The organism is Caulobacter sp. GW821-FHT10C03, from assembly GCF_059415485.1.
Genome location: NZ_JBWKNI010000011.1, coordinates 71,222 through 95,617, shown reverse-complemented (window position 1 = coordinate 95,617; position 24,396 = coordinate 71,222). Strand labels below are relative to the sequence as shown.

Here is a 24,396-nt window from a genome sequence, read left to right as displayed (position 1 = left end):
CCCGCGACGGGTGAAACAATTCGACGCGCGGTCTGGTCTATCGTTGCTGTGAGTTACGCGACCGGCGTGACGCCGACGGCCGCAGACGGGGTGGGGGGATGGCTCTCGAGCCTTCCGAAGGAGTGCTGATCTTGACGACGGATCACGTGAGCGAGCGCGTGCCGGTTCCGCGCACCGTATGGGTGTTCGGCCTGGCGACCCTGGTTCCCTTCGTCGCCGCCTCGGGCCTGTTCTGTTACGGCCCCGTCTCGCAGCGCGGTCCGGCCCTGGTGGCCCTGCTGGCCTATTCGACGGCCATGCTGTCCTATCTCGGCGGCGTGCGCTGCGGGCTCGAGATCGACCACCTCCGTCCGCGCTGGCTGACGCTGGCGCTGTCGCTGCTGCCGCCGCTGGCCGGGGTGGCGCTGATGCTGGGGGCCGAGCGTTTCGGCGCCGCCTGGCAGCTTTCCGGCTTCCTGTTCGTGTTCCTGCTGCAGTGGCTGTGGGACGTCACCAGCCACGAGGGTCCCGCCTGGCGTCCCCGCCTGCGCACCCTGCTGACCACCGGCGCGGCCCTGTCGCTGGCCTTCGCCCTGGAGCAGGCCCTGGCGCTGTAGAGGGCTTCAGGAGCCTTTCCGGGCCCCGTCTATCACGTAGTAGACACGGTGATCATCTGGACGCGTCATTTTGCTGGTCCTGGTGCTGCGCTTGACCGGATCCGTCTGGTCGTCACGTAGCAGGTGATAGACGTCGTCCACGACCTGGCTATAGGCGTAGGAGTCGTGGTTCAGCGACTGCAAGTCGAATGGCCCAAGCTGTAGCGCCGATACGTTTATGGATGCGATCCCCGGAACGACGGAAGGCGTCCTGTTGAGCACGATGCCGAGATTGGGGTCTTTCCAGACCTGTTTTGAGGTCCTGACGGCCAAATCGTACTCCGAGACATAGGCCGTGGCGCTGCCGACGCTGGCGACCGTTCGCGGCGCTCGGGCCTGGGCCAGCGAGATCGGCAGGTCTGGGGAGAACATCACCAGGGCGTTGAGCTTGGGCTTGGCGGGACAGTCCTGCGCGAAGTCCTGCAAAGTGTTGATCGTCAGGTAGCTGCCCATGCTGTGGGCCAGGACCGTGATCTTGGCTCCTGGATTTCGGGCGGCCAGTTCGCAGAGCAGCTGGGACAAGGCCTGGTCGGACACCTCGGCTTTGAGACGATCGGTTCCGTAGTTTTCCACCGCGCCGATCGACGGCCACATGAACAGCACGAAGGGGCCGTCGAACCGGAGCAGCGACTTGATGGCGATGGCCGCCGACATCGCCTGATCGGGCTTCTGGCGGAAGCCGTGAACGAAGACGGCGATGTGTTTGGGATAGTCCTTCGCGTCGGCTTGGCGCTTGGCGATATAATCGAAGAAGGCGTTCGGTTGGGCGAACTTGTAGTCCAGCGCGTACCGCTTGGGCTGCACGCCGCCCGCGACCGCCAGGACTGGCTGGTATGCGATGCCATAGGTCAGGCCGGGCCCGACTTGATCGGAAAAGCTCTTCTTGTTCCGGTCTAGGACCTCACGATTGGTGGCGACGAAGATTCCTCGCGTGGGGCGGTCGGCGATAGTGTCGGCGATCTGCTGCAGCTCGGCCTCTGGATTGGGCGTGCGCCGCCCGGCGGGCTCTCCGTTTGATGGTTGCGGATCTGAAGTGTGCTCCTGAGCGACGGCCTGGCCGCCCTTCGGCGTTTGCGTTCCACCGCCCGTAGTGGGGTTCTCGCAGGCGCAAAGCGCCATCGCCAGGACGACGCCGACAATTGAACGAGCGATGGCCATGTGCTCCCCCCAGAGCGACCATGGCGGTTTCGCCGATGGTTGTTCACCATAGCTGAGTTTCACCCATCAAACAATCTATGGTTTAGTTCTGTCGCGACCCAGGTCACCGCGCCGCGACCGCCTTCTGGGCCAGGGGATCGTCGAGGCAGGCCTTGGCCACGGCGTGGTTCAGCTTGGCCTTCTTCTTCTCCAGGCGGTGGCTCAGCGCCGTGCCCGCCGCCGCGCCGGCGAAGGGGACCACGACATTGCCGCCGACGCCGACGACGGCGCGGACGATACGGTGGTCGTTGTACTGTTCGGCCTCGGCCCGGGCCTTGCGGCACTTGGCGGTGTCGTAGCGCGGCTGGTTCGGGTCCAGCCTGGCGACGGTGTCGCGCGGGGCCGGATTGCTGGCGCAGGCCGACAGCGCCAGAAGCAGGGCCAGACTCGGGATCAGCGGGCGCATCGGGCGGGGTCTCCCCAAGTGGACGTACGGGTGAATTCTCCGCGCTAACGCCGCATGAGGCGCGGACGATCCAAAGGCCTAGCTAGCGCCGGCCGACGAAGAGGAGCGCAGTTGCCCGTTCGTTTCCCCGCCGTGAAGTGTTAATCAGCGGGCCGTGAGCGCCCTTCCTTCGAGTCTCGACCTTGCCCCGGCCCTGGTGGTGCTGCCGGGCCCGCGCGCCGGCATGGCCGACGGTATGGGCGAGGGCCGCGCCGTCCGACCGCCGGACGCCCGCGATCTCTTCGAGCACGGGCCTGTGCTGGTGGCTCACGCGGCCATGACCGCCAAGCGCCTGAACCTGCACGCGCCGTTCCGCAGCCCGGCGATCTTCGACGTGCTGGAGCTCTACGCCTTCACCCGGCCGGCGACCTTCTGCGCGCCGTCCGCCGTGGGCCTGGCCATGGCCCTGGGCCTGCCCGAGCCGCGCGGCGCGGCCGCCCAGGCCCAGACCCTGCGCGAGGCGGCTGACGCCCTGCTGCGCGAACTGGCCCTGACGCCCCGCCCCTCGCGGGAAGAGGCTCTCGCCGTGGCCGAGACCCTGGCCCGGGCCGGCTGGGCCTGGGGCCCCGCGGTGGTCGGCGCGCTGCGCTCGGTTCCGGTCGGCAACCAGTTCCGCAGCTCGGGCCTCGACGTCTGGTCGCGGCTGGTGGAGTGGGAGGATCAGGCGCCGGTCGGCGAGCCGCTGTCGCGTCCGATCGATCCCGAGGCCGCGTCCGAGCGCCTGAAGTCGCTGCTGGCCCGCGCCGGCCTGGACGAGGTGCGCGAAGCCCAGGACACCTACGCCCGCGAGACGTCCTACGCCTTCCAGCCGCGCGAGCGGGAAGGCGAGCCGCGAATGATGTTGGCCGAGGCCGGCACCGGCGTCGGCAAGACGCTCGGTTACCTCGCCCCCGCCAGCGTCTGGGCCGAGGCCAACGGACCGTCGGTGTGGATCAGCACCTATACCCGCGCCCTGCAGCGCCAGATCGAGCGCGAGAGCGCCGCCATCTATCCCGACGCCCTGGTGCGCGCCCGCAAGGCCGTGGTCCGCAAGGGGCGTGAGAACTATCTGTGCCTGCTGAACCTGCAGGAGCAGGTCAACGGCGCCCAGCTGGGCAACGGCGACCTCGTGGGCCTGGCTTTGGCTGCCCGCTGGTCGCGGGTCAGCCGCGACGGCGACATGACCGGCGGCGACTATCCGGCCTGGCTGCCGACCCTGTTTTCCGTGCCGCCGTCTGCTCAAGCCAGCGCCGCCAACCTGGTCGATCGCCGGGGCGAGTGCATCCACGCCGGCTGCCAGCACTATCGCGTCTGCTTCATCGAGAAGGCCGTGCGGGCCTCCAAGCGCGCCGACCTGGTGATCGCCAACCACGCCCTGGTCATGACCCAGGCGGCCTTCGACGGCGCCCGGGCGGCGCGCGGGCTGAAGGGCGACAACGAGACCACGGCGGTCAAGCGGGTGGTGTTCGACGAGGGCCACCACCTGTTCGACGCCGCCGACAGCGCCTTCTCCGCCGCGCTCTCCGGCGCCGAGGCCGCCGAGCTGCGCCGCTGGATCCGGGGGCCGGAAGGGCGCGGACGGCGGGGCAGGGGGCTGGAGGCCCGGCTGCTCGACATCCTGGGCGACAAGGAAAGCGCCCGCCAGGCTCTGAGCGCCGTGATCCAGGCCGCCACCGCCCTGCCGGGCGAGGGCTGGTCGGGGCGGATCGCGCCGCCGGACGGTCAGGTCAATCCGATCGGGCCGATCGAGAACTACCTCGTGGCCGTCATCGAGCAGCTGCGCGCCCGCTCCAGCGAGCGGGGCACGCCTGAGCAGGGCATGCAGTGCGCCGCCCGTCCGGCCGTCGAACTGGTGCGCGAGCGGGCCGGCGAGGCCGCCCGCGCCCTGGCCGGGATCGAGGCCCCGCTGCTGGCCCTGGCTCGCCAGCTGGAGGACGTGCTCGACGAGGACGCCGAGCATCTGGGGCCGTCCGAACGGGCGCGCATCGAAGGCGCGCTGCGGGGCCTGGACCGCCGGGCGCGCATGACCCTGCCGGCCTGGCGCTCGATCCTCAAGGCCATCGACGAGGACGCCGAGGACGATCCCGACTTCGTCGACTGGTTCGAGGCGACCTTCCTCTACGGCCGTGTCGTCGATGCCGCCTGCCGCCGCCACTGGGTGGATCCGACCGAGCCGCTGCGCGCGGCGGTGCTGAGCCCCGCCCACGGGGTGCTGGTGACCAGCGCCACCCTGGTCGATCCGGCGCTCGAAGATCCGTTCGCCCTGGCCGAGATGCGCACCGGCGCGGCCCGCCTGCCGCAGCCGCCCAAGGTGCTGCGCCTGGTCTCGCCCTTCGACTACGAGAAGAACGCCCGCGCCTTCGTCGTCACCGACGTCAACAAGGAGGACGCGCGGCAGGTCTCGGCGGCCATGCGCGAGCTGTTCCTGGCGGCCAACGGCGGGGCGCTGGGCCTGTTCACCGCCATCCGCCGGCTGAAGGCCGTGCACGAGCGCATCGCCGCGCCGCTGGCCGACAAGGGCCTGCCGCTCTACGCCCAGCACGTCGATCCGCTGGAGGCCGGGGCCCTGGTCGACATCTTCCGGGCCGAGGAGGACGCGTGCCTGCTGGGCACGGACGCGATCAGGGATGGCGTGGACGTGCCGGGGCGGTCCCTGCGCCTGCTGGTCTTCGACCGCGTGCCGTGGCCGCGTCCGGACATCCTGCACAAGGCGCGGCGCACCAAGTTCGGGGGCAAGGGCTATGACGACTCCATCGCCCGCGCCCGCATCAGCCAGGCCTTCGGCCGCCTGATCCGCCGGGCCGACGATCGCGGCGTCTTCGTCATGCTGGATGCGGCCGCCCCCACCAGGCTCTTTTCAAGCCTGCCCGAAGGGGTGACGATAGAGAGACTCACGCTCGTCGAAGTCATTGAAGCGACGGCCGCATTTCTGTCCGAAGCGCGGGATTAAAGGCGGCGTGATGATCCTCCTGGGGGGAGGATATCAGGAGGATGAAGTTGCGGTTTCCGATCGGGGCGACGGCCCTGCTGCTCGCCGGCGTGATGGCCGGCTCCGCGTCGGCGCAGGAGTTCGTGCGCGGCGATTGCCTGAACGTGGTCCAGCCCACCCGCAGCCTGCGGTTCGAGAACGACGAGCACGCCCGCTGGTACAAGCGCTTCTGGACGGGCAACTGCCAGGACCTGTCGCTGTGCTTCCCCGGCTCGCCCAACTGGAACGACATCGTCACCAAGCTGATCAACAAGGGCGGCGCGTCCGAGAAGCCGGCCCTGCTGCCCAAGGCCTGCAAGCTGGGACAGATGATCGGCATGGAATGGGCGCGCGACCGCAAGATCAAGCGGATCAGCACCCAGGACCTCAAGCGCTTCTCCAACATCCTCGACGACGCCGGCGACCCGCTGAAGGGCGTCGAGGCGGTCGAGGTCAAGGCGCGGGCGCTGCTGGCCAAGCCCCAAGGCTGACCCTGCGGCCGCGCTAGCCTCCGAACCGTCGTATTGGCGACTCCCGACCGTCGAATTTGTGCAATCGAGCGGGTATAGAGAGGTCGTGGGGAGAAGAGCAGCGAAGGGAGCGATCCTATGGCCGTGACCACCACCGATCTCGCCATCGACGACAAGGCCGCGCCCAGCGAGGTCCGGTCTTCCCGCGCCCTGGTGCAGGCGGTGCGCTGGCGCAGCGGTCTCTCGCAGGCCGAATTCTCCCGCGCCTTCGCCATCCCCCTGCCGACCCTGAGCGAGCTGGAGCACGGCGAGGCCCGCCCCGACGCGGCCATGCTTGCCTATCTGCGGGTCATCGACCACGCGCCCGAGGTCGTGCGCGAGGCCCTGACGCGGGCGGGGCTTTAGGGGCGGGCCGCCTCCACAGCGCTACCAAATCATCCCGTCATTCCCGCCCTTGTGACGGGAACCCCTGGTTCCGCTCACACGTGAGGTGCAAGCGACGTGCTCGGCACGTCGCCCCGTCCGCACCTGCGGCCGATAGATGGTTTCCCGCCACAAGGGCGGGAATGACGGGATGGATTGGTGAGGGGAGAGGGGAAGCCCTACTTCCCCCGCTTCTGCGCGAACAGCCATTCGCGCCAGGCGCTGTCGTGCATCATGTCCGGCGGCACGACGTGGGCCATGCCCCGGTAGGAGACGAAGCGCACCGCGCCGCCGGCGTCGGCCAGGGCGGCGGCCCAGGCCAGGTCCGGGGCGTAGGGGTTCTCGCGGTCCTTGTCGCCGTGGACGATCAGCACCGGGGTCGGGGCGACCTTGGCCGCGCGGGCGCGTTCGGGCGGCACGCCGGAGAAGGCGACCACGGCGGCGAACTTGCCCGGCTGCGCGGCCGCGGCGTTCATCGCCGCCGAGCCGCCCATCGAGAAGCCGACGAGGTAGATGCGGTCGGTGTCGATCGGCAGACGGGTCGCCAGATCGTCGATCAGGGCCAGTATGGCCGGCAGGCTGGCGCCCGGGCGCGAGGCCAGCAGATGGTCGGCGCCCTTGGCATAGTCGGCCGTGCGGGTCGGGGCCTGGGGGACGAGCACGAAGGCCGGGAAGGCCTTGGCCGTCTCGGAGCGGGCCCAGCTGCGGGCGAAGGCGCCCATCTGGGCCTTGTTGTCGTCGCCCACAGCGCCCGAGCCGTGCAGCACCACGACCAGCGGCAGGCGCTCCTTGGTGTTGGGCGACAGCAGGCGATAGGGCAGGCGCACGCCGTCGGGGGCGGTGAAGTCGGCGGCGGCGAAGGCCTCGACCGGCGGCAGGTCGACCGGTGCGGGCAGGGGCGTGGTCGCGTAGCTGCGGGTCTCGACGGCCAGGCTCGGCGTGGGACCCGGCGCGCGTGTCGGCGTGGCGGCGCAGGCGCCGAGCAGGAGACAGGCGAGCAGCGGAAGCGACTTTTGCATGTGGTTTGCATAGCGCGCTTCGCGGCGATTGTCTGGTGGTCGACGCTGGCCTGTTTCTGGAGGGGCGGAGCAACCCTCACCTTGGTCGGCGGGTTTACTTCCCGACGCCCCTTGAGGCGAAGAACGGGAGAAGCCGATCATGATCGGTCACAAGCATCATCAGGAAGACGGCCGCCACTTCACGCACGGTACGGCGTCCAGCACCGCCGACGCGGCTTCGGAGGCCAAGCTGAAGCCCGAGGACCGTCATATCGAGGCGCCGCACGCCAAGCTGGCCGAAAAGCCGCTGGCCGAGGGTGAGAAGCACGACCAGCTGGCCGAGAAGGTCGAGTGCTCGGAAAGCCGCCAGGAGGCCCTGCTCGACGAGGGCCTGGAAGAGAGCTTCCCGGGCAGCGACCCGGTCAGCGTCAAGCGGATCACCTGATCCGCTAGAGCCTCAGGCCCCGCGCGGGAACCGCGCGGTGGCGCGGGCGGCGAAGCCGCCGCGGGCGCTCTCGGCTTCGGCCGATTCCGCGGCGGGCATGACCACGCTGCCGCGGCGACGGCGGCGCCGGTTCTTCTGGGCCGAGATGTCGGCGAAATCCATGGCTCCGCGCTCGCGGGCGTCGCGGCGCACGGCCTCGATGTGGCTGGCGAGATAGACTACCGCCACGCCGACCGCGTCGGCCGCCAGGTCGGTGACGCTGGCGCTGCGGTGGGCGAAGAACTGGGCGACCTCGATGCTGGCGCCCAGCAGGATCGCGGCGACCGCCAGGTCGTTGCGGCGCATGCGCGGGAAGGCCAGGAACGACACCGCCGTCAGCCCGCCGAAGGCCAGGGCGTGGGCGGCCTTGTCGCTGAGGCCGAACACCTGCTCCAGGCCCTGGTACGGGCCCAGCATCAGGGTCACGGCGGTCCCCGCGCCGACGAACAGAACGGCCTTGGCGGCGGTCACGACATGGTTGGGCGTCAGCATGGACTCGGCTCGCGGTGGAGACCTGAGTCCTAAGGCCGCATGCCTCGCAAACCGTGAAGGAACACGGTCAACGGAAGATGACTATTTCGGCTTGGCGGCCTTTGCCCCATCGGCCTTTGTCTTGTCGCTGGCGTCCTTGGCCGTCTTCCAGGCGTGATAGGCCTCGAGATACGGCTGGCGGCGCAAGATCTTCGAGCCTGGATCGACGATCACCGGAACCGCGCCCGCCACCCGCACACGGCCCGTTCCGTCGGCCATTGGGAGAGTGACCGTCTTGTCGCCGACCTTGACCTCGACCGGCATCGGGAAGCGCCCGGCCGGCGTTTTCCAGGCCAGCACCAGATCGTCGCCCTCGCGGGTTTCGACCAGATCCGGCAGCTGCGCATGACGCAGATAGGCGTCGAAGAACCAGCCGTAGTCGGCGCCGGTCGCGTCGTTCACCGCCTTGATGAAATCGCCGGTCACCGCGTAGCGCGGCGCGAAGTTGCCGGGCCTGGGGTCCGGGCGGCCATAGACCAGCACCCGGGTGGCCTGGAAGAAGGCCTTGTCGCCGATCAGGCCGCGCAGCGTGTGCAGCATGTTGGCGCCCTTGTAGTAGATGTCCGTCCCCGGCCCGACCTTGGCGTCGTAGACGGCCTCTTCCTCCATCGGCTTGCCCGAGACGATTGGGAACTTGTTGAAGGTCTTCACCCGCATCTCGTTAAGGCGGACCATGTATTCCATGTCGCCGTGCAGCCACTGCGAATAGAGCGGTTGCATGTAGGTGCCGAAGGCCTCGTGCAGCCACATGTCGTCCCAGTCGACATTGGTCATCTGGTTGCCGAACCACTCGTGCGACAGCTCGTGGTGCAGCAGCCAGTCGAAGCCGTAGATTTCCTGGGCGTAGCCGGCGCCGTAGGCGTTCAGGGTCTGGTGCTCCATGCCCAGGTGCGGGGTCTCGACCGCGCCCATCTTTTCGCTACGGAACGGGTAGGGGCCGATCATCCCTTCGTAGAAGTCGAGCATCGGGGCGAACTGCGAAAACAGGCCGCGCGCCTTGGCCTCGTTGCCCTCGACCGTCCAGAACTCGATCGGGAAGCTGTCGCCGAAGCGGCTCTTGTAGGCAGCCTTCAGCTGGACGTAGGGGCCGATGTTGAGGGCGACGGCGTAGGTGTTGGGGGTCTTGATGCGCCAGTGGAAGGTGCGTTTGCCGGCCTCTTCCTTGATGTCGACCAGCACCCCGCCCGACGGCGCCGACAGCGGGGCGGGCACGGTGACGCGCAGGTCGACGAGGTCGGGCTCGCCGGTCGGGTGGTCGATGCAGGGCCAGAAGAGGTCGCAGCCCTCGCCCTGCACGGCGGTGGCGATCCACGGGCGGCCGTCGGGCGTCTTGGCCCAGACGAAGCCGCCGTCCCACGGCGCGCGCTTGGCCTCCACCGGAACGCCGCCATAGCGGATGCGCACGGCGACCGGATGGCCGGCGGCGATCGGCGCGGGCGGGTTGATGGTCAGGCGGCCGTCGGGATTGCGCCAGGCCGAGGCCGGCAGGGCGCGGCCGTCCAGCGACACCGCCGAGACCGGCAGTTCTCGATCAAGGTCGAGCACGATGGCGGGCAGGTCGCGGTCGGCGCGCAGGGCCAGCACGGCCTCGCCGGCGATGGCCTTGCGCTCGGGGAAGACCTCGATGGAGAGGTCGACATGTTCGATGCGAACGCCGGCCTGGTCGGGCTTCAGCGCTCCGCCGGTGGCCAGGGTCTGGGCGGTGGGCGGCGCGCGCAGCGGCTTCACGGCCTTGGACGGCTTGGCGGCGGGCGCGGCGGCGATCAGCAGCGGCAGGGCGGCGACGAGGGCGGCGGCCCGGACGGTCGTGATGGGCAAGGCGACTCCCCGCGATGGACAGGGTCCATCGGTAGGGGAGGCGGAGGCTCAGGCCAAGCCATTGAATCCCTCTCTCTTTGAGAGAGGGAGGGGCCCGCCGCGAAGCGGTGGGAGGGTGAGAGGTAACAAACTTTCCGAACGAAGCGCTGGTCCGTCGGCGCGGGCTGTCAGCTATGGGGCGAGAGGTTTTCCGGCCAGCGGTGAAACCTCTCACCCTCCCACGCCTTTCGGCGTGGGCCCCTCCCTCTCTCTCAGAGAGAGGGGTCTTTCAGATCTTCTCGCTGAGCTTGATGGCCACCTTGCAGCCGGTCTGGATGACGGCGCTGAGCAGGGGATAGGCCGTGGCCTCGTGGGCGCCTTCCTCGATGGCGAGGTCGCGGTGCATCAACTCGTCGTCACGGAACTTGGAAAGCTCGGCGGCCAGGGCCGGGTCGCGGTCCTTCAGCTCCTCGATCTGGCCGGCGTAGTGCTTCTCGATCACCGACTCGACGGCCTCGGTGCAGGCGTGGGCGGCCTTGTCGCCGATCAGGGCGGTGCCGGCGCCAAGCGTGAAGGCCGCCAGCCGCCACAGGGGCGACATCAGGGTGGGGCGCACCTTGCGCTCGGCCAGCAGTTCGTCGAAGCGCGACAGGTGGACCTGCTCGTGGCCCTCCATTTCCTTCAGCTGCTCGGCGATGCGCTCGCGGCCGCGGGCGTGCTTCATCACGGCCTGCTGGCCGCGATAGATGTGCACGGCGGCCAGTTCGCCGGCCTGGTCGACGCGCAGGATCTCGGCCAGGCGGGCGGCCTGGGCGCCGCGGCCGGGACGGGGCGGGACGGCTTTCTGCTCGGCGGCGCTCATGTTCAGGCCTCCTGCTTGCGAAGGGCGGCGAAGGCCGAGACGACGGCCAGGCCCAGCGAGACGAGGGCGTTCCAGCCGGCCATCGACAGGCCCAGGAACACCCAGGCGGCCTTGTCGCACATCGGGGCGGCGATCTTGGCGCCCTTCAGCATGGCCACCAGGTCGTCGGAGGTGGCCAGGCCGCCGCCGGTGCAGGTGGTGGGGCCGGGCCACCACTTCCATTCGACCCCGGCGTGGAAGGCCGCCAGGCCCGCGCCGTAGAGGAAGATCGCGCCCAGCAGCCACAGGGCCGGGAGGCGCAGGCGCGGCCACAGGGCGGTGCGCTGCAGGATCGCGGCGATCAGGCCGACGGTTCCGGCGACCCAGTAGACCTCGCGCTGCTTGAGACACAGGTGGCAGGGCGCCAGGCCTCCGAAGGTCTCGAAGGCGTGGGCCGCGCCCAGCATGATGGCGCTGGCGGCCAGGGCTAGGACCGGCCAGTGCCGGGCGATCCAGTCCAGCGGCGGACGCTTGGGAACGAGAGGGCCGGTAGAGATCGTCGGGGTGTCGGTGGTCATCCGGCGCACGCGCCTCCGCTGCTTCCCCCCAGGAAATGGCTCGCGCCGAGACCGATGACAAGGAGCAGGATCAAACCGCCGGCCACCAGGGCCAGGCGACGCTCGATCACCGGCAGCAGGGTGGGGCCGAACTTCTTGACGACGAAGGCGACCAGGAAGAACCGTCCGGCGCGGGTCGCGGTGCAGGCGGCGACGAAGATCGGGAAGCTGAAGTGCAGCAGGCCCGAGGTGATCGTCACCAGCTTGAACGGGATCGGGGTGAAGCCCTTGGCGATGATCACCCAGGAGCCCCACTGATTGTACCAGCACTCGGCGTCGGCCAGGGCGGTCGGCTTGCCCAGCATCGCCAGCAGTTGCTGCGCGCCGGCCGTGAAGAAGAAGCCGATGCCGTAGCCGACGATGCCGCCCAGCACCGAGGCCAGGGTGCAGAGGGCCGCGTAGCGCCAGGCGCGATCGGGTCGGGCCAGCACCATCGGAGCCAGCATGATGTCCGGCGGAACGGGGAAGAACGAGCTTTCGGCGAAGGAGACGGCGAACAGGCTGGTAGGGGCGTGGCGCGAGGCGGCGAGGCCCATGACCCAGTCGTAGAGGCGGCGCAGCATACGGACTCCCATTTGCGGAACGCGCCGTTGCTAGCAGGGGGCGGGGCGCTTGTCCCGGCCGATGCGCCGGTGTGTTGCGGTTCTTTTCAAGGCGATGCGAAGGCGGGCTGACGGGCGCCTTCCAGGCAATAAAACGCCCCGTCCTCCAGGCGCCGGGCCGACATGGCGCGGAGGAGGACGGGGCCACGCGGTCGCCGCAACATTACGACCGCGCGTCTCGGAAGAGGTCGGGCGAGCGACCTCTAGAACTTGACCGCCAGCGAGACGCTGTAGTTGCGGCCAGGAGCGGTGTAGCCGTCGACGACCACCGGCTGGGTGGCGGTCGGCGTGGTGGTCGCGCCGCGCACGTCGCTCCACCACCAGTACTTTTCGTCGGTCAGGTTGAAGACGCCGCCGCGCACGGTGACGGCCTGGGTGACGTTCCAGTAGCCGGTGAGGTCGGCGGTGCTGAACGCCGGCGGGGCGAAGCAGGTCCCCGAGCAGGTGACGCCCAGGCTGTCGAACGACTTCTTCTGCACATGCATGACGTTGAACTGGCCGCCGAAGCGACCGGCCGGGTCACGGTAGGACAGGCCGGCCGTGAACTTGGCCGGATCGACCGACTGCAGCGCCGTGCTGACGCCGGCGGTGTTGGTCGAGAAGCCGCGGGCGTAGGCGGCCGTGCCGATCAGGCGCCAATTGTCGCCGAGCAGGACCTCGCCGCGGGCCTCGGCGCCGCTGATCTCGGCCTCGGCCAGGTTGACGTACTGATAGACGGCCGGGTTGGCGGCGGTGAACGCGCCGCTGACCTGCACCTGCTCGATGAAGTCGTCGTATTTGCCGGTGAAGCCGGTGACGCCGAGGTTCCAGGTCGGACGGCGCAGACGGACGCCCAGTTCGAAGCTGCGGCTGGTCTCGGGCTTCAGGTTGGGGTTCGAGATGGCCGTGTAGAAGCTGGTCGGGTTCGAGAAGCCGTTGTTGACCTGCGACGGGGCGGGAGCCTTGAAGCCGCTGGCGGCGTTGGCGAAGACGCTGATCAGGTCGTCGACCTTCCAGACCGCCGACAGCTTGGGCGAGACGTGCGAGTCGCTCTGGCCGACCGGGGTGTTGGCCGTGAACAGCGGGTCGTTCTTCGGGTCCAGCTTGTAGTAGTCGTAGCGCAGGGCCGGGTAGAAGGTGACCGGACCGGCCGCGAACTCGTCCTGCACATAGGCGCCGACCAGAGTGTAGTCGGTGGTCGGGAAGGCGCGGTTGGGGAAGGTTTCGCCGGCCGGCGGCACGGTGCCCGTGCGCAGGCTCTGCTGCTGGGTCAGCGAGGCGTCGGCGCCCCAGACGATGCGGTGCTCGGCGCCGGCCAGCTCCGCCTTGCTGACCAGCTCGAGCGCGCCGCCGAACACTTCGTTGTCGAACTTGGCGTCGCGGGTGCGGTCGGCGGCGGTGTTGCGGTCTTCCGCCGAGTACTGCCGGGTCGTGCTGTTCTGGTAGTAGGCGGTGGTGCGAGCGCTCTCGATGAAGCCGTCGCCGCCGGTGAAGGCGTGGGACAGGCTGACGCGGTCGCGACGCATCTTGTCGAAGGCCGTCAGGCCGATCACCGAGGTCGAGGCCGTCGGGCTGATCGCGATCGCCGACAGCACGTTCCAGTCGATGTCGCGGTCCAGGTGGTCGAGCGTCAGGGTGAACTTGTTGCGGTCGTCGAGGTTGAAGACCAGCTTGCCGAGCACGGCGTTGGACTGGTTGTCCTCGGGGTTGGCGACCGTGCGGGCGACGGTGCGCGAGGCGTTGGTTCCTTGGGTCTCGGTCTCGTGGCCGTCGCGGCGGGTGTAGGCCAGCAGGCCTTCCCAGCGGCCGGTCGAACCGGCGACCAGGGCGCTTTCGCTCCAGCTTTCGTCGGCCGACGAATAGCCGACGCGGCCGCGGGCGGCGAAGTCCTTGCCCTGCAGGATGTCGGTCGGATCCTTGGTGAAGAAGCTGACCGAGCCAGCCAGGCCGTCGCTGCCGTAGAGGGCCGAGGCCGGCCCGCGGACGATCTCGACCGACTTCAGCACGTCGACGTCGACATAGTCGCCGCGACCGGCGGATTGGGCGCCGAAGGCGTAGCTGTCCGGGATGCGGACGCCGTCGACCATGATCAGCACGCGGTTGCCTTCAAGGCCCCGGATGGCGAAGCCGGCGTTGCCGTCGCGGCCCGTCGAGGCGCCGGCGGCGGTGAAGCGCGAGGGCGCGCTGCGCACCGAGACGCCCGGTTCGAAGCGCACCAGGTCCTTCACGTCCTCGACCAGAGCATCCTCGATCTCCTGGCTGGTCGTCACGGTGACGGTGGCCGGGACGTCGAGCACCGACTTCTCGCCGCGGGTGGCGGTGACGGTGATCTTGTCGAGTTCGGCCACGTCGCCCGCAGGGGCGTCAGGCGCGTCGGCGGCGTGGGCGGCGGCCGAGCAGAGCAGGGCGGCGGCGGATGCGGCGGCGAAGAAGAGCGTGTTGCGAGACAAGGAAGAACCCCCAGGTAGTCGGCCTTGATGCGAATTGTTCGCATTCGTTGGGAGCGTGCTAAAACCGTCTGGCGGCCTGGTCAAGTTATTTGCAATTGATTCTTAGATTCATCCGCAATAGGAGCCTCTGCAACGACCGATCGTCCTGGAAGGGGGATTCCGATGAAGACCATGCTCGCTTCGGCGGCGCTGCTGGCGGGCCTGGGCCTGGCCGGCCTGGCGCACGCCCACTCGCCCTACATGCTGCCCAGCACCTTCGACGTCTCCGACCGGAAGATCGTCACGGTGCAGGGCTCGTTCACCGAGACCTTCTTCACGCCTGAAGTGGCGATGAAGTCCGACACCTACGCCGTGATCGGGCCGGACGGCCAGCGCAAGCCGCTGACCCCGACCTACCTGCGCGAGATGGCGCTGGTCGAAGCCCCGGTCGAGGCCGCCGGCACCTACCGCATCACCACCGGCCAGCGCGTTGGCCGCGTCGGCAAGGCCGCCCTGATCAAGGGCGAGTGGGAGTTCATGGAGCCGGGCAAGGCGCCGGCCGGCGTCCAGGTCGTGGACATGCAGAGCATCACCACCGCCGACGTCTACGTGACCCGCGGCGCGCCGAGCACGGCCGCCCTGGCTCCGGTCGGCAAGGGCCTGGAGTTCCACGCGGTCACCCATCCCAGCGACATCACCACCGGCCAGGCGGCCAAGTTCGTGGTGCTGTACGACGGCAAGCCGGTGGCCGGCCAGGAGGTCACGCTGACCGGCGGCAACGACCGCTATTCCGACGTCAAGGCCGCGCCGGTCACCGTCAAGAGCGACGCCCAGGGCCGCTTCGAGATCAAGCCGGACCACTCGGGCGTCTACCAGATCCAGGCCCGCTACCGCGTGGCCCCGGCCGCCGAAGGCCAGCCCGGCCAGAGCCACACCTACTCCCTGACCTTCGAATCCCTGCGTTGAGAACCGACATGATCCGCAAGAGCCTGATCCTGGCCGCCGCCCTGGCCGCCGTCTCCGCCCCGGCCCTGGCCGCCTCGCACGCCCGCGACACCTTCATCAAGGAACAGGACGTCAACGGCGACGGCGTGGTCACCAAGGAAGAGTTCGTCATCACCCGCGACCAGCTGTTCAAGGCGATCGACGCCGACAAGAACGGCTCGCTGTCCAAGGAAGAGTACGTCGGCGAGTTCAAGGCGCGCCTCGAAAAGCGCCTCGCCGCCTCGCCCGACACGGCCGAGAAGAAGGAAGAGGAGCGCGTGCGCCAGATGCGCCAGGCCGACGTGCGCTTCGGCGTGCTCGACAGCGACAAGAGCGGCGCGATCACCCCGGCCGAGTTCGCCTATTCGGGCTGGCGGATGTTCGTGACCCACGACACCAACAAGGACGGGACCGTCTCGGCGGCCGACCCGATCCCCGCCGACACCAACTGAGCCGACGCCAACCGAGCCAACACCAACTGAGATCGGCGGCCTGATGCGTGAGCGGTCCTCGCGACCGCTCCGCCAAAGCCTGGGGGGCTGCGGGCCGCCGCCGCCCCTGGCTCCGTTCATCCCCTTGAGGAGCCGGGGGCGATACCCCAGACCGACCTAGCGCTCGTCGCTGAAGCCAGCGACCAGGCCGTCCTTGAAACCGCGCACTTCGTCGCCGATCAGCACGTTCAGCGCCAGGAAGGCGGCGATGGCGTAGAGCAGGGCCAGCGAGCGGTCGCGCCGAGTCATTGATCGTCTCCAGATTGCAATATCAATTGATCTCCATCCTGGCGGATTGTCCAGCCGCGCTTGCGTTGGAGACGACGAAGTCCTCGATCGCCCGCACGAAGGCCTCGGGGCGCTCGAGATAGAGGAAGTGGCCGCTGCCCGGGACCACGACGCGTTTCGCGTCGGGCAGGGCGGCCTCCAGGGCCTTGGCCTGGTGCTGCACGTCTTCGATGTCGACCTCGCCGACCAGGATCAGGGTCGGGACCTTGATCTCGGCCAGACGCGGCTTGGCGTCGACGGCGAAGCGCTCCTTCTGGTTGGCGCCGACATTGCCCGGATGGGCCTTCAGCTGATCCACCACCCACTGGCGCTGGGCGTCCGCGTCCTTGGTCAGGATGTAGGGATCGCGCGCCGCGCCCTCGATGTCGCCCAGCTTGAACTGGGTCATCAGCTTCAGTCCCCGCGCGATGAAGCCGGCCGAGGGCTTGAAGCCGGCCACGAAGGGTCCGACCAGCACCAGGCGCGAGACGCCGTCCGGATGGGCCAGGGCGTAGTCGACGGCCAGGCCGCTTCCGGCGGAGGATCCCACCAGCACCGGCCGCTCGATCTTCAGGGCGGCGATCACCGCCTCCAGGTCCCTGACCGTCTGGTAGGGCGCGGCGGCGGGCGTCGAGGCGCCGAAGCCGCGCCGGTCGTAGCGCACGACCCTGTAGCGCTCGCACAGGGCCGGCCAGGCGGCGTCGAAGGCGGCCTTGTGCAGTATGCCGTCGTGCAGCAGCACCAGGGTGGTCTCGCCCCGACCGCAGGTCTCGTAGGCCAGGCGTCCGTTCTCGACCTCGACGAAGGTCTCGGCGGGCTGGGCCATGGCGGGAGCGGCGAGCAGCAGGCATGTGGCCGCGATCGCCCGAACGGGCGTGGACAGAAGGCGCATCTTTCGTCTCCGGTGTGAGGGAAGGGCGTGGCTCAGCCCGCGTCGCGGATCTCTTCGACGCCGTCGTCAGGCAGGTATTCCAGGATGTCGCCCGGCTGGCAGTCGAGGTAGCGGCAGATGGCGTCGAGGGTGGAGAGGCGCAGGCCCTTCACCTTCCCCGACTTCAGCAACGACAGGTTGGCGTCGGTGATGCCGACGGCGCGGGCGAGTACGTTGGAGCGCACCTTGCGGCGGGCCAGCATGACGTCGAGGCGGACGAGGATCGGCATCAGACGAACGCGTCCCGGTCTTCCTCGATCTCGCGGCCGACCTGCATCACCTGGGCGATGACGAAGACCAGCAGGCCCAGGATCAGGCCCTGGATGCTCGAGAGGTGGAACCAGTTCCTGTCGATCTCCCAGCCGGTCGCCGACAGGAAGAGGTGGCAGAGGAACGGCGAGACGGCGTAGGCGCACAGCCAGGCGCCGACCCGGCCGATGTGGCGGGCGTTGGCCGCGCCGAACACCTCGCCGCCGGCATAGAGCAGAAAGAGCGCCCGCAGGTGGGCCAGGATCGCCAGCACCGGCGCGATGCGTAACGTGCCGACCAGGGCGTAGGCGGTGCGGTGCGGGAGCGACAGCGAGGCGAAGGCCACCGAGTCCGGCGGTCCCTTGCCGATCCAGGCCGCCGTCGGGCCGATGCGGAAATTCTCGCCCGGCCAGGCCAGCACCGCCAGGATCAGCACGCCGGCGATCAGGCCCGTGAGCGCCAGCAGGGCGGTGAGCAGCCAGGCCAGGGCGCGGCTGCCCAGCCGCAGCTGGCGATGGCTGGCCGAGGGCGGCGGCGCGACCGGCGGCGGTCGCAGCGAGACGACGGTGGACACGGAAACCTCCCCTGGGCTTCGATGGATCATCGTTCTTACAGAAAATAATTTCTGTCAAACGATATGAGTCGATCGTCTGCCGAGACGGGACGAGGAACGCGGACGGGGCTGGACCATTGAAGTCGGAGCAAGCGGGGAGAGCGCGGCATGCGGCGACGAACGGCGGCCTTGATGGTGCTGGCCCTGGGGCTTTCGCCCCTGGCCGCCTGCCTGCCCAACGGCGTCAAGGACGCCTCGAAGCTGGCGATCTGGCAGGCCAACGGCCTGCCGGCCAAGGCCACCCTGCTGAACCGCATGGCGCCGAAGGGCTTTTTCGGACCTAAGGCCGAGTGGTCGGGCGCCGGGCCGGGAGTCTGGACCGTGACAGTGGGGCAGGGGATCGTCCTGACCGCCCGTGACGCGGCCAATGGCGAGGCGGTCAGCTACACGCTGGTCGTCGCCGAGCGGCCGGCCTCGGTGGAGAAGGGCTCGCCGATCCGCGACTTCGTGGTCGCCGTCGCTCCGCCACACCTAGTCTCCGATGCCGAGGCTGTCGCCAAGCGGCTGCAGATCTTCTCGGACGCCTCGGAGCCCGCCGACGCGGCCCTGGGCGGCCTGCTGTTCCGCTATACGCCGGCGGGCGCGGGCTATCGGATCGACGTCGCGCCGGCCTCGTCGTCATCGCCGCCGTAGACCCGCACCCAGTCGACCAGCAGGCTTTCGGGCAGGGCGGCGTCGTCGACGCCCTTGCGGCCCGTCGTCTCGGCCCAGCGCCCGCCGACCGCCAGGTTCAGGATCAGGTGGAAGCGCTCGTCGAAGGGCCGCCCGCCCGGTCGACTGAAATAGGGCTTGCCGTCGATCGACCAGGTCAGCCGGCGCGGCGTCCAGTCCAGGGCGAAGACGTGGAAGGTCGTCAGGTCGTCGAGCCGGGTCTCGGCGCTGTCGCTGCGGTTGGCGGCCAGGGTCGGGCCGTGGTGCGCCGCCGCCCGCACCACGTCGCGGCAGGACAGGCAGCGGACGCCCAGGTTCACCGCCTCGGCGATGTCGAGCTCGCCCGACAGCGGATAGGGGCCGTAGTTGTCGTGCTCGGGCAGCATCCAGATCGCCGGCCACAGGCCCTGGCCCAGCGGCAGCTTGGCGCGCACCTCGATGCGGCCGTAGCGGAACGAGGCCAGGCCCTTGGTGTGGATCCGGCCCGAGGCGTAGTCGCGGACGACGCGGGGCGCGCCGGGGGCGGCGTCGCGAACGGCCGGGCCGGTGGTCCTGGCCCGTCGCGCGGTCAGGCGCAGCACCCCGCCCGACACCGAGACGGCGGCGGGCGTGTAGCACTGGCGCTCCTCGTTGCCGCCGCCCCAGCAGTCGTTCGACGCCGCCCACCTGGCGGGATCGAGCCGCTCGCCGTCGAACTCGTCGGACCAGATCAGGCGTGGCGCGGCCACGGCCGGAGCGGCGAGCATGGCCAGCAGCAGGGCGAGGCGGATCACGGGATCGCCGTCGTCGAGCGGCCGCCCTCCGGCAGGGCCAGGGTCACGGCCTTCTTGCCGGCCTTGGGCAGCAGGATCTCCACGCCCGACACGGCCCGGGGCGCGGCGGCGGTCAGGGTCCAGCCGGCGCCGCGCGGCTCGACGTCCAGCTCCAGGGCGTCGCGGGCCGACCACCAGTCGCCGAAGCGGTCCGTCGCCCCTATCCAGGCCCGGCCCTTCCAGCGGTCGGCCAGGGCCGCTTCGAAGGCCAGCTTGTCGCCGACCGTGTTGGGATGGATCAGCACGGTGACCACGCCCCGGTCGCGGGCCACCCTGGCCACCAGGGCGTCGGCGGCGTCGAGCCGCTGCAGCAGGGCCGGGGGCGCCTCGTCCTCTATGGCGACCGGGAACTCGAACACCGGCTGCAGCGCGCCGTCCGCCCGTCCGTCGGTCAGCTGGAAGGGCAGGTGGGTCAGCACGGTGTTGGCGGTGATCGACGAGGAATAGCGGTAGCCGCTGGCGTCCAGGGCCTGGGGCAGGGTGAAGGGATAGGCCAGGCGTCCCGGTCGGAACGAGACGACCCGCGCGCCCGCCAACCGCTCCAGCAGGAACTTCGACACTCGCAGCTCGCCGAGGATCGACGCGCCCCGGACCGTGTCGACCGTCTCGACGAACGGCCGGTAGCGGGGATAGCGCTCGCGGCCGTCACCCAGCGGCATGGCGTGCTCGAAGGCCCCGGAGTGGGCGACGGTGTGGCTGCCCACCTCCTGGCCGCGCGCCAGCAGCCCCTTCACGTCGGTCACCGCCGCCTCGTCGAAGAACACCTTGTCGTTGTAGTCCTTCATGTACTTGGTCTGGACGTAGAAGGTCCCGCGGATGTCCCGCGCCTTCAGGGCGTCGGCATAGGCCAGGGCGTTGCGCACCGACGGGCCGTAGTCGACGTCGTGGGTGAACAGGATCGACACCTGCTTGCCGGCCGGGGCGGTGGAGACCAACCAGGGCATGGGCTCGCCGGCCACGTAGAGGTCGCGCACCCAGCGGAACAGGCTGTCGAGCGAGGGCTCGTAGCCGTTGACGTAGCGCCGGGCCAGGGCCTCGGCCCGGCCATTCATCGAGCGCTGGGCCAGCGAGCCGAGATCCACGCCCAGCACGCAGGCCTGGCCGCCCACCTGGCGGCAGGCGGCGGCTGTCGAGCCGTCGTCGAAGCGGGCGGCGACCTGCGCCGTCCCCGGCGCGTAGCCGACGCTGGCGACCTTGGCCTCGCCGGCCGAGGAGACGACGATCTCGTCGGTCTCGGGCTCCCCCGTGGCTTGGCTCCAGCGCAGCCGCAGGCGGGACGAGGCCTCGGTTCCCGGACCGACGCCGAACAGTTCGCCCAGGCCGCCGCCCGCCAGGTTGAAGGCCAGCACGGTGCCGCCGCCCCGCACGTGCTGGGCCAGGGCGCGCAGTTGGTCGGCGGTCAGCACCCGGCCCGAGACGATCGGATAGACCAGCACCACCTTGTGGGTCAGGGCCTTGGCGGGATCCTCCGTGACCGTGATCGGCACGCCGTGGGCGCGGAAGCCGCGCACCAGGCCCAGCCACCCCGACTGCGGGTCGGTGACCAGTATGGCCAGGCGGTGCGGGCCGCCCCTGTCGAACTGGGCGATGCGGGTGCGGGGCGGCTCGACGATCTTCGAGGCCTTGGCCGGACCGCGCACGCCGGGGAAGACGTGCATGACCGAGGGATCGGGACGCTCACGCCACCACCACCAGCCGCCGGCGAGCAGTACGGCCAGGACGAGCAGCAGCAGCGGCAGGCGGCGTCGGAACATGCGTCCTCCGGTCGGGGGAGAGGGGCGCGCCCATCCAAACCCGAAAACGCCAAACGCGCGAGCCTGTGATTTCGCCGCGCGGCGAGGTTGCGGTCGTCCGGCGAAGCTTTCCCTTCGGCGCGGGGGCTTCTATATGCGGACGCTTCCTGTTCGTTGTTCGCCCCCGGAAAGACGCCCCGTCCCATGGCCCGCATCCTGATCACCTCGGCCCTGCCGTACATCAACGGCATCAAGCACCTGGGGAACCTCGCGGGGTCGATGCTGCCGGCCGACGTCTATGCGCGCTTCCAGCGGGCCCGCGGCCACGACACCCTCTACATCTGCGCCACCGACGAGCACGGCACCCCGGCCGAGCTGGCCGCCTCGGCCGCCGGCCAGGACGTGGCGACCTATTGCGAAGAGCAGCACGTGCTGCAGCATGACGTCGGCCGCGCCTTCGGCCTGTCGTGGGACCATTTCGGCCGCTCGTCCTCGCCGCAGAACCATCGCCTGACCCAGCACTTCGCCGAGGTCCTCGAAGCCCAGGGGCTGATCGAGGAGCGGGTCGACCAGATGGTCTACTCGATCGACGACCGCCGCTTCCTGCCCGACCGCTATATCGAGGGCACCTGCCCGCACTGCGGTTTCGAAAAGGCCCGCGGCGACCAGTGCGACAACTGCGGCAACCTGCTGGACCCGACCGACCTGAAGGACCCGTACTCGGTGATCTCGGGCTCGCGGAACCTTGAGGTGCGCGACACCAAGCACCTCTACCTGCTGCAGACCAAGATGGCCGAGCGCATCCGCGCCTGGGTCGACGCCCACCCCGACTGGCCGACCCTGGCCAAGTCGATCGCCTACAAGCATCTGGACGAAGGCCTGATCGATCGCGGCATCACCCGCGACCTGGCCTGGGGCGTGCCGGTGACCAAGGACGGCCTGCCGCGTCCGGGCATGGAGGAGAAGGTCTTCTACGTCTGGTTCGACGCGCCGATCGAGTACATCGCCGCCACCCAGGAATGGGCCGAGGCGGGCGCCGATCGCGACTGGCGCTCATGGTGGCGCACCGACGCCGGCGCCGACGACGTCCGCTACGTCCAGTTCATGGGCAAGGACAACGTGGCGTTCCACACCGTCAGCTTCCCGGCCACCATCCTCGGCTCCGAAGAGCCGTGGAAGAGCGTCGACATGCTCAAGGCCTTCAACTGGTTGAACTGGTACGGCGGCAAGTTCTCGACCAGCAACAAGCGCGGCGTGTTCATGGACGCGGCGCTCGACATCCTGCCGCCGGATCTGTGGCGCTGGTACCTGACCTCGAACTCGCCGGAAGGCAGCGACACGGCCTTCACCTGGGAGCAGTTCGCCAGCGCCGTGAACCGCGACCTGGCCGACGTGCTGGGCAATTTCGTCAACCGCATCCTGAAGTTCAACGAGAGCAAGTTCGACGGTCTCGTGCCGGAGGGCGGTGAAGCGGGTCCGCTGGAGGAGAAGCTCTACGCCGACGTCGCCGCGCGCCTGGCCGACCTCTCCGAGCAGATGGACGCCATCGAGATCCGCAAGAGCGCCCAGGCGCTGCGGGCCCTGTGGGTGGTCGGCAACGAGTACCTGCAGGAAGCCGCGCCGTGGACGGCGATCAAGACCGACCGCGACCGCGCGGCCGTGATCGTGCGCACGGCCCTGAACCTGGCCGCCCTCTACGCCCGGATCTCCGCGCCGTTCATCCCGTTCGCCGCCGAGAAGATCGGCGAGGCCTTCGCCCAGGCCTGGCCGCCGGCGTGGCCGACCGCCGACGTCGCCGCCGAGTTCTCGACCGTGCCCGCCGGCCAGGCCGTGCGCGCGCCGGAGGTGCTGTTCAAGAAGATCGACGAAGACATGATCGCCGAATGGGCCGCCCGCTTCGGCGGGGCGGAGTAGGCCCCCTCCGGCCCTCCGGGCCACCTCCCCCAGAGGGGGAGGATCTGGTCGGCGCGGCGTAGATGCTCCCCCTCTGGGGGAGCTGTCGCGGAGCGACTGAGGGGGCTTTCCACGCGAAACGCCTTCCCCTTCGCCGCACACCGATCTACGGGACGGCCATGCCGCTCGTCGTCCGCCTCTGTCTGTTCTACGTGGCCATCTATCTGGGCACGGGCGTGAGCCTGCCCTACATCGCCACCTTCCTGCGGGCCAAGGGCCTGTCGGGGGCCGAGATCGGCGCCGTGCTGGCCGCGCCCCTGCTGCTCAAGCCGTTCACCGGACCGGTGCTGGCCGTCTGGGCCGACGGCTTCAAGCTGCGCCGCTCGCCGATGATCCTGTTGGCGGTGGCCGCCGCCGTCGCCTATCTCGCCATGCTGATCGCGCCCGGCTTCTGGGGCCTGCTGATCTGCTGGCTGCTGGGCGCGACGCTGCTGTCGACCATCTCGCCGCTGATCGACGTCGTCACCCTGCGTCGGGCGCGGCTGGAGGGTTTCAACTACGGCCTGCCGCGCGGGAGCGGCTCCAGCGCCTTCATCGCCGCCAACCTGGTCATGGGCGTGGTGCTGACCCTGGCCGGGGCCGACGTCATCGTCGTCTGGATCACCGTGGCCGCGCTGCTGGCGGCGGCGGCCGCCTTCGTGCTGGTGCCGGCCGAGCAGGTGCACGAGGAGGGCGAGGCCCCGCCCAAGCGCGAGCGCTGGAAGGGCCTGGGCCAGCTGCTGACCGACCGGGTGTTCGTGCTGGCGGTGGTCACGGCCGGCCTGATCCAGGGCGCGCACGGCTTCTACTACAGCTTCTCGACCATCCTCTGGCGCAAGCAGGAGATCCCCGAGCCGGTGATCGGCGTGCTGTGGGGCGTCGGCGTTGCGGCCGAGGTCGGGTTCATGTGGTTCCTAGAGCCGTGGCGGCGGCGGGTTGGCCCCGGCAAGCTGCTGGCCATGGGCGCCGGCGCGGCGGTGATCCGCTGGACCGCCTACGCCTTCGCCCCGCCGTTGTGGGCGCTGTTCCCGCTGCAGATGCTGCACGCCTTCACCTTCGCCGCCAGTTTCCTGGCCTCGCTGCAGCTGATCGAGCGCCTGACGCCGCCCCGCAGCGCCTCGGCCGCCCAGGCCCTGAACTCGGCGGTGTCGCAGGGCTTCACCCTGGGCGCGGCGACCCTGGCCTCGGGGCCGCTGTTCGACGCCCTGGGCGTGAAGGGCTACTGGGCGATGGCGGCGCTGGGGGCGGCGGGCCTGGTCGGCGCCCTGGTGCTGGGCCGCAGCGCGCGGGTGAAGGCGGCCGCCTGAGGCGCGGCTCCAGCAAGCTTGGCTTTATGGG

The 24,396-nt window shown here is 69.9% G+C and carries 25 protein-coding genes; 10 read left to right on the top strand and 15 right to left on the bottom strand.

The genetic code is table 11. The annotated features are described in order from the left end of the window. The first annotated feature begins 131 nt into the window (after nt 1-131). Nucleotides 132-596 (top strand): DUF3429 domain-containing protein, encoded by a 465-nt coding sequence (locus AC07NG_RS15745; protein WP_487290972.1) that lies wholly within the window; start codon nt 132-134, stop codon nt 594-596. A gap of 6 nt (nt 597-602) precedes the next feature. On the opposite strand, the gene AC07NG_RS15740 is transcribed toward AC07NG_RS15745, so the two are convergent. Together AC07NG_RS15740 and AC07NG_RS15735 are read right to left on the bottom strand one after the other, a co-directional pair. Beyond that, the gene (locus tag AC07NG_RS15740; RefSeq protein ID WP_494595014.1) at nt 603-1,793 is read right to left on the bottom strand and encodes an alpha/beta hydrolase; all 1,191 of its coding nucleotides are present in this window, start codon (nt 1,791-1,793) and stop codon (nt 603-605) included. 103 nt (nt 1,794-1,896) lie between these two features. After that, on the bottom strand, nt 1,897-2,238 hold the full coding sequence (locus tag AC07NG_RS15735) for a hypothetical protein (RefSeq protein ID WP_494595012.1): 342 nt from the start codon (nt 2,236-2,238) through the stop codon (nt 1,897-1,899). Between the two features lie 223 nt (nt 2,239-2,461). Between AC07NG_RS15735 and AC07NG_RS15730 the strand changes: the two genes are divergently transcribed. The 3 genes from AC07NG_RS15730 (at nt 2,462) to AC07NG_RS15720 (ending at nt 6,099) form a co-directional block, all read left to right on the top strand. After that, a complete protein-coding gene (locus AC07NG_RS15730) occupies nt 2,462-5,206 on the top strand; it encodes an ATP-dependent DNA helicase (protein ID WP_494595084.1) in 2,745 nt (914 codons plus the stop codon). Nucleotides 5,207-5,247: 41 nt separating this feature from the next. After that, the gene (locus tag AC07NG_RS15725; RefSeq protein WP_110119340.1) at nt 5,248-5,715 is read left to right on the top strand and encodes a hypothetical protein; all 468 of its coding nucleotides are present in this window, start codon (nt 5,248-5,250) and stop codon (nt 5,713-5,715) included. 117 nt (nt 5,716-5,832) lie between these two features. Further along, complete coding sequence (locus tag AC07NG_RS15720) at nt 5,833-6,099, top strand: helix-turn-helix domain-containing protein (RefSeq protein ID WP_487290974.1); 267 nt, start codon at nt 5,833-5,835, stop codon at nt 6,097-6,099. Between the two features lie 197 nt (nt 6,100-6,296). Here AC07NG_RS15720 and AC07NG_RS15715 read toward each other — a convergent pair whose 3' ends face one another. Further along, the gene (locus tag AC07NG_RS15715; protein ID WP_494595009.1) at nt 6,297-7,136 is read right to left on the bottom strand and encodes a carboxylesterase family protein; all 840 of its coding nucleotides are present in this window, start codon (nt 7,134-7,136) and stop codon (nt 6,297-6,299) included. Nucleotides 7,137-7,275: 139 nt separating this feature from the next. Here AC07NG_RS15715 and AC07NG_RS15710 point away from each other — a divergent pair, with 139 nt between their 5' ends. Next, nucleotides 7,276-7,560 (top strand): hypothetical protein, encoded by a 285-nt coding sequence (locus AC07NG_RS15710; RefSeq protein WP_110119337.1) that lies wholly within the window; start codon nt 7,276-7,278, stop codon nt 7,558-7,560. Between the two features lie 12 nt (nt 7,561-7,572). Here the strand turns inward: AC07NG_RS15710 and AC07NG_RS15705 are convergent, their stop codons facing one another. From AC07NG_RS15705 to AC07NG_RS15680, 6 genes are all read right to left on the bottom strand, one after another. Next, nucleotides 7,573-8,091: a VanZ family protein gene (locus AC07NG_RS15705; RefSeq protein ID WP_492856949.1), complete on the bottom strand. Its 519-nt coding sequence runs from the start codon at nt 8,089-8,091 to the stop codon at nt 7,573-7,575. An 81-nt stretch (nt 8,092-8,172) separates the two neighbouring features. Beyond that, nucleotides 8,173-9,948 carry a M1 family metallopeptidase gene (locus tag AC07NG_RS15700; protein WP_494595007.1) on the bottom strand — a complete coding sequence of 592 codons (1,776 nt, stop codon included), beginning with the start codon at nt 9,946-9,948 and terminating at the stop codon, nt 8,173-8,175. A 268-nt stretch (nt 9,949-10,216) separates the two neighbouring features. Beyond that, nucleotides 10,217-10,789, bottom strand: coding sequence for a demethoxyubiquinone hydroxylase family protein (locus tag AC07NG_RS15695; protein ID WP_494595005.1), 573 nt, complete (start codon nt 10,787-10,789; stop codon nt 10,217-10,219). 2 nt (nt 10,790-10,791) lie between these two features. Further along, a complete protein-coding gene (locus AC07NG_RS15690) occupies nt 10,792-11,346 on the bottom strand; it encodes a disulfide bond formation protein B (RefSeq protein ID WP_494595003.1) in 555 nt (184 codons plus the stop codon). After that, entirely contained in the window at nt 11,343-11,948 is a 606-nt protein-coding gene (locus AC07NG_RS15685) for a YqaA family protein (RefSeq protein WP_110119330.1), read from the bottom strand. Before AC07NG_RS15685 ends, AC07NG_RS15690 begins: the two co-directional genes overlap by 4 nt. Nucleotides 11,949-12,190: 242 nt before the next feature. Beyond that, nucleotides 12,191-14,416, bottom strand: a complete 2,226-nt coding sequence (locus tag AC07NG_RS15680) for a TonB-dependent hemoglobin/transferrin/lactoferrin family receptor (protein WP_494595001.1) — start codon at nt 14,414-14,416, stop codon at nt 12,191-12,193. A gap of 162 nt (nt 14,417-14,578) precedes the next feature. Here AC07NG_RS15680 and AC07NG_RS15675 point away from each other — a divergent pair, with 162 nt between their 5' ends. After that, nucleotides 14,579-15,361, top strand: a complete 783-nt coding sequence (locus AC07NG_RS15675) for a DUF4198 domain-containing protein (RefSeq protein ID WP_494594999.1) — start codon at nt 14,579-14,581, stop codon at nt 15,359-15,361. 8 nt (nt 15,362-15,369) lie between these two features. Beyond that, nucleotides 15,370-15,831, top strand: coding sequence for an EF-hand domain-containing protein (locus AC07NG_RS15670; RefSeq protein ID WP_492856955.1), 462 nt, complete (start codon nt 15,370-15,372; stop codon nt 15,829-15,831). A gap of 156 nt (nt 15,832-15,987) precedes the next feature. Here the strand turns inward: AC07NG_RS15670 and AC07NG_RS15665 are convergent, their stop codons facing one another. From AC07NG_RS15665 to AC07NG_RS15650, 4 genes are read right to left on the bottom strand one after another with little or no spacing between them, the layout of a single operon-like run. After that, complete coding sequence (locus AC07NG_RS15665; RefSeq protein ID WP_255580316.1) at nt 15,988-16,119, bottom strand: hypothetical protein; 132 nt, start codon at nt 16,117-16,119, stop codon at nt 15,988-15,990. A 22-nt stretch (nt 16,120-16,141) separates the two neighbouring features. Then, a complete protein-coding gene (locus tag AC07NG_RS15660) occupies nt 16,142-17,029 on the bottom strand; it encodes an alpha/beta fold hydrolase (RefSeq protein WP_494594996.1) in 888 nt (295 codons plus the stop codon). Between the two features lie 32 nt (nt 17,030-17,061). Further along, nucleotides 17,062-17,298: a helix-turn-helix domain-containing protein gene (locus AC07NG_RS15655; protein ID WP_492856957.1), complete on the bottom strand. Its 237-nt coding sequence runs from the start codon at nt 17,296-17,298 to the stop codon at nt 17,062-17,064. Further along, nucleotides 17,298-17,891, bottom strand: a complete 594-nt coding sequence (locus AC07NG_RS15650) for a DUF2975 domain-containing protein (protein ID WP_494594994.1) — start codon at nt 17,889-17,891, stop codon at nt 17,298-17,300. Before AC07NG_RS15650 ends, AC07NG_RS15655 begins: the two co-directional genes overlap by 1 nt. A 147-nt stretch (nt 17,892-18,038) precedes the next feature. On the opposite strand from AC07NG_RS15650, the gene AC07NG_RS15645 reads away from it, so the two are divergent. Continuing rightward, the gene (locus AC07NG_RS15645) at nt 18,039-18,563 is read left to right on the top strand and encodes a hypothetical protein (RefSeq protein WP_494594992.1); all 525 of its coding nucleotides are present in this window, start codon (nt 18,039-18,041) and stop codon (nt 18,561-18,563) included. Here AC07NG_RS15645 and AC07NG_RS15640 read toward each other — a convergent pair. Both AC07NG_RS15640 and AC07NG_RS15635 read right to left on the bottom strand, forming a co-directional pair. Next, nucleotides 18,518-19,354, bottom strand: a complete 837-nt coding sequence (locus AC07NG_RS15640; RefSeq protein ID WP_494594991.1) for a glycoside hydrolase family 16 protein — start codon at nt 19,352-19,354, stop codon at nt 18,518-18,520. The genes AC07NG_RS15645 and AC07NG_RS15640 overlap by 46 nt on opposite strands. Further along, on the bottom strand, nt 19,351-21,147 hold the full coding sequence (locus tag AC07NG_RS15635) for a polysaccharide deacetylase family protein (RefSeq protein ID WP_494594989.1): 1,797 nt from the start codon (nt 21,145-21,147) through the stop codon (nt 19,351-19,353). Before AC07NG_RS15635 ends, AC07NG_RS15640 begins: the two co-directional genes overlap by 4 nt. Nucleotides 21,148-21,330: 183 nt before the next feature. Between AC07NG_RS15635 and metG the strand changes: the two genes are divergently transcribed. Beyond that, nucleotides 21,331-23,040 (top strand): methionine--tRNA ligase, encoded by a 1,710-nt coding sequence (gene metG / locus AC07NG_RS15630; RefSeq protein WP_494594987.1) that lies wholly within the window; start codon nt 21,331-21,333, stop codon nt 23,038-23,040. A 158-nt stretch (nt 23,041-23,198) separates the two neighbouring features. Next, nucleotides 23,199-24,365 carry an MFS transporter gene (locus AC07NG_RS15625; protein WP_494594985.1) on the top strand — a complete coding sequence of 389 codons (1,167 nt, stop codon included), beginning with the start codon at nt 23,199-23,201 and terminating at the stop codon, nt 24,363-24,365. Nucleotides 24,366-24,396 lie beyond the last annotated feature (31 nt).

What these genes read in the sequence shown, in the direction of transcription:
- AC07NG_RS15735 (WP_494595012.1), bottom strand. Translation starts at nt 2,238, where the DNA reads ATGCGCCCGCTGATCCCGAGTCTGGCCCTGCTTCTGGCGCTGTCGGCC.
- AC07NG_RS15730 (WP_494595084.1), top strand. Translation starts at nt 2,462, where the DNA reads ATGGCCGACGGTATGGGCGAGGGCCGCGCCGTCCGACCGCCGGACGCC.
- AC07NG_RS15665 (WP_255580316.1), bottom strand. Translation starts at nt 16,119, where the DNA reads ATGACTCGGCGCGACCGCTCGCTGGCCCTGCTCTACGCCATCGCCGCC.
- AC07NG_RS15710 (WP_110119337.1), top strand. Translation starts at nt 7,276, where the DNA reads ATGATCGGTCACAAGCATCATCAGGAAGACGGCCGCCACTTCACGCAC.
- AC07NG_RS15690 (WP_494595003.1), bottom strand. Translation starts at nt 11,346, where the DNA reads ATGACCACCGACACCCCGACGATCTCTACCGGCCCTCTCGTTCCCAAG.
- AC07NG_RS15695 (WP_494595005.1), bottom strand. Translation starts at nt 10,789, where the DNA reads ATGAGCGCCGCCGAGCAGAAAGCCGTCCCGCCCCGTCCCGGCCGCGGC.
- metG (WP_494594987.1), top strand. Translation starts at nt 21,331, where the DNA reads ATGGCCCGCATCCTGATCACCTCGGCCCTGCCGTACATCAACGGCATC.
- AC07NG_RS15725 (WP_110119340.1), top strand. Translation starts at nt 5,248, where the DNA reads ATGAAGTTGCGGTTTCCGATCGGGGCGACGGCCCTGCTGCTCGCCGGC.
- AC07NG_RS15625 (WP_494594985.1), top strand. Translation starts at nt 23,199, where the DNA reads ATGCCGCTCGTCGTCCGCCTCTGTCTGTTCTACGTGGCCATCTATCTG.
- AC07NG_RS15660 (WP_494594996.1), bottom strand. Translation starts at nt 17,029, where the DNA reads ATGCGCCTTCTGTCCACGCCCGTTCGGGCGATCGCGGCCACATGCCTG.
- AC07NG_RS15705 (WP_492856949.1), bottom strand. Translation starts at nt 8,091, where the DNA reads ATGCTGACGCCCAACCATGTCGTGACCGCCGCCAAGGCCGTTCTGTTC.
- AC07NG_RS15645 (WP_494594992.1), top strand. Translation starts at nt 18,039, where the DNA reads ATGCGGCGACGAACGGCGGCCTTGATGGTGCTGGCCCTGGGGCTTTCG.
- AC07NG_RS15655 (WP_492856957.1), bottom strand. Translation starts at nt 17,298, where the DNA reads ATGCCGATCCTCGTCCGCCTCGACGTCATGCTGGCCCGCCGCAAGGTG.
- AC07NG_RS15675 (WP_494594999.1), top strand. Translation starts at nt 14,579, where the DNA reads ATGAAGACCATGCTCGCTTCGGCGGCGCTGCTGGCGGGCCTGGGCCTG.
- AC07NG_RS15670 (WP_492856955.1), top strand. Translation starts at nt 15,370, where the DNA reads ATGATCCGCAAGAGCCTGATCCTGGCCGCCGCCCTGGCCGCCGTCTCC.
- AC07NG_RS15715 (WP_494595009.1), bottom strand. Translation starts at nt 7,136, where the DNA reads ATGCAAAAGTCGCTTCCGCTGCTCGCCTGTCTCCTGCTCGGCGCCTGC.
- AC07NG_RS15635 (WP_494594989.1), bottom strand. Translation starts at nt 21,147, where the DNA reads ATGTTCCGACGCCGCCTGCCGCTGCTGCTGCTCGTCCTGGCCGTACTG.
- AC07NG_RS15685 (WP_110119330.1), bottom strand. Translation starts at nt 11,948, where the DNA reads ATGCTGCGCCGCCTCTACGACTGGGTCATGGGCCTCGCCGCCTCGCGC.
- AC07NG_RS15740 (WP_494595014.1), bottom strand. Translation starts at nt 1,793, where the DNA reads ATGGCCATCGCTCGTTCAATTGTCGGCGTCGTCCTGGCGATGGCGCTT.
- AC07NG_RS15720 (WP_487290974.1), top strand. Translation starts at nt 5,833, where the DNA reads ATGGCCGTGACCACCACCGATCTCGCCATCGACGACAAGGCCGCGCCC.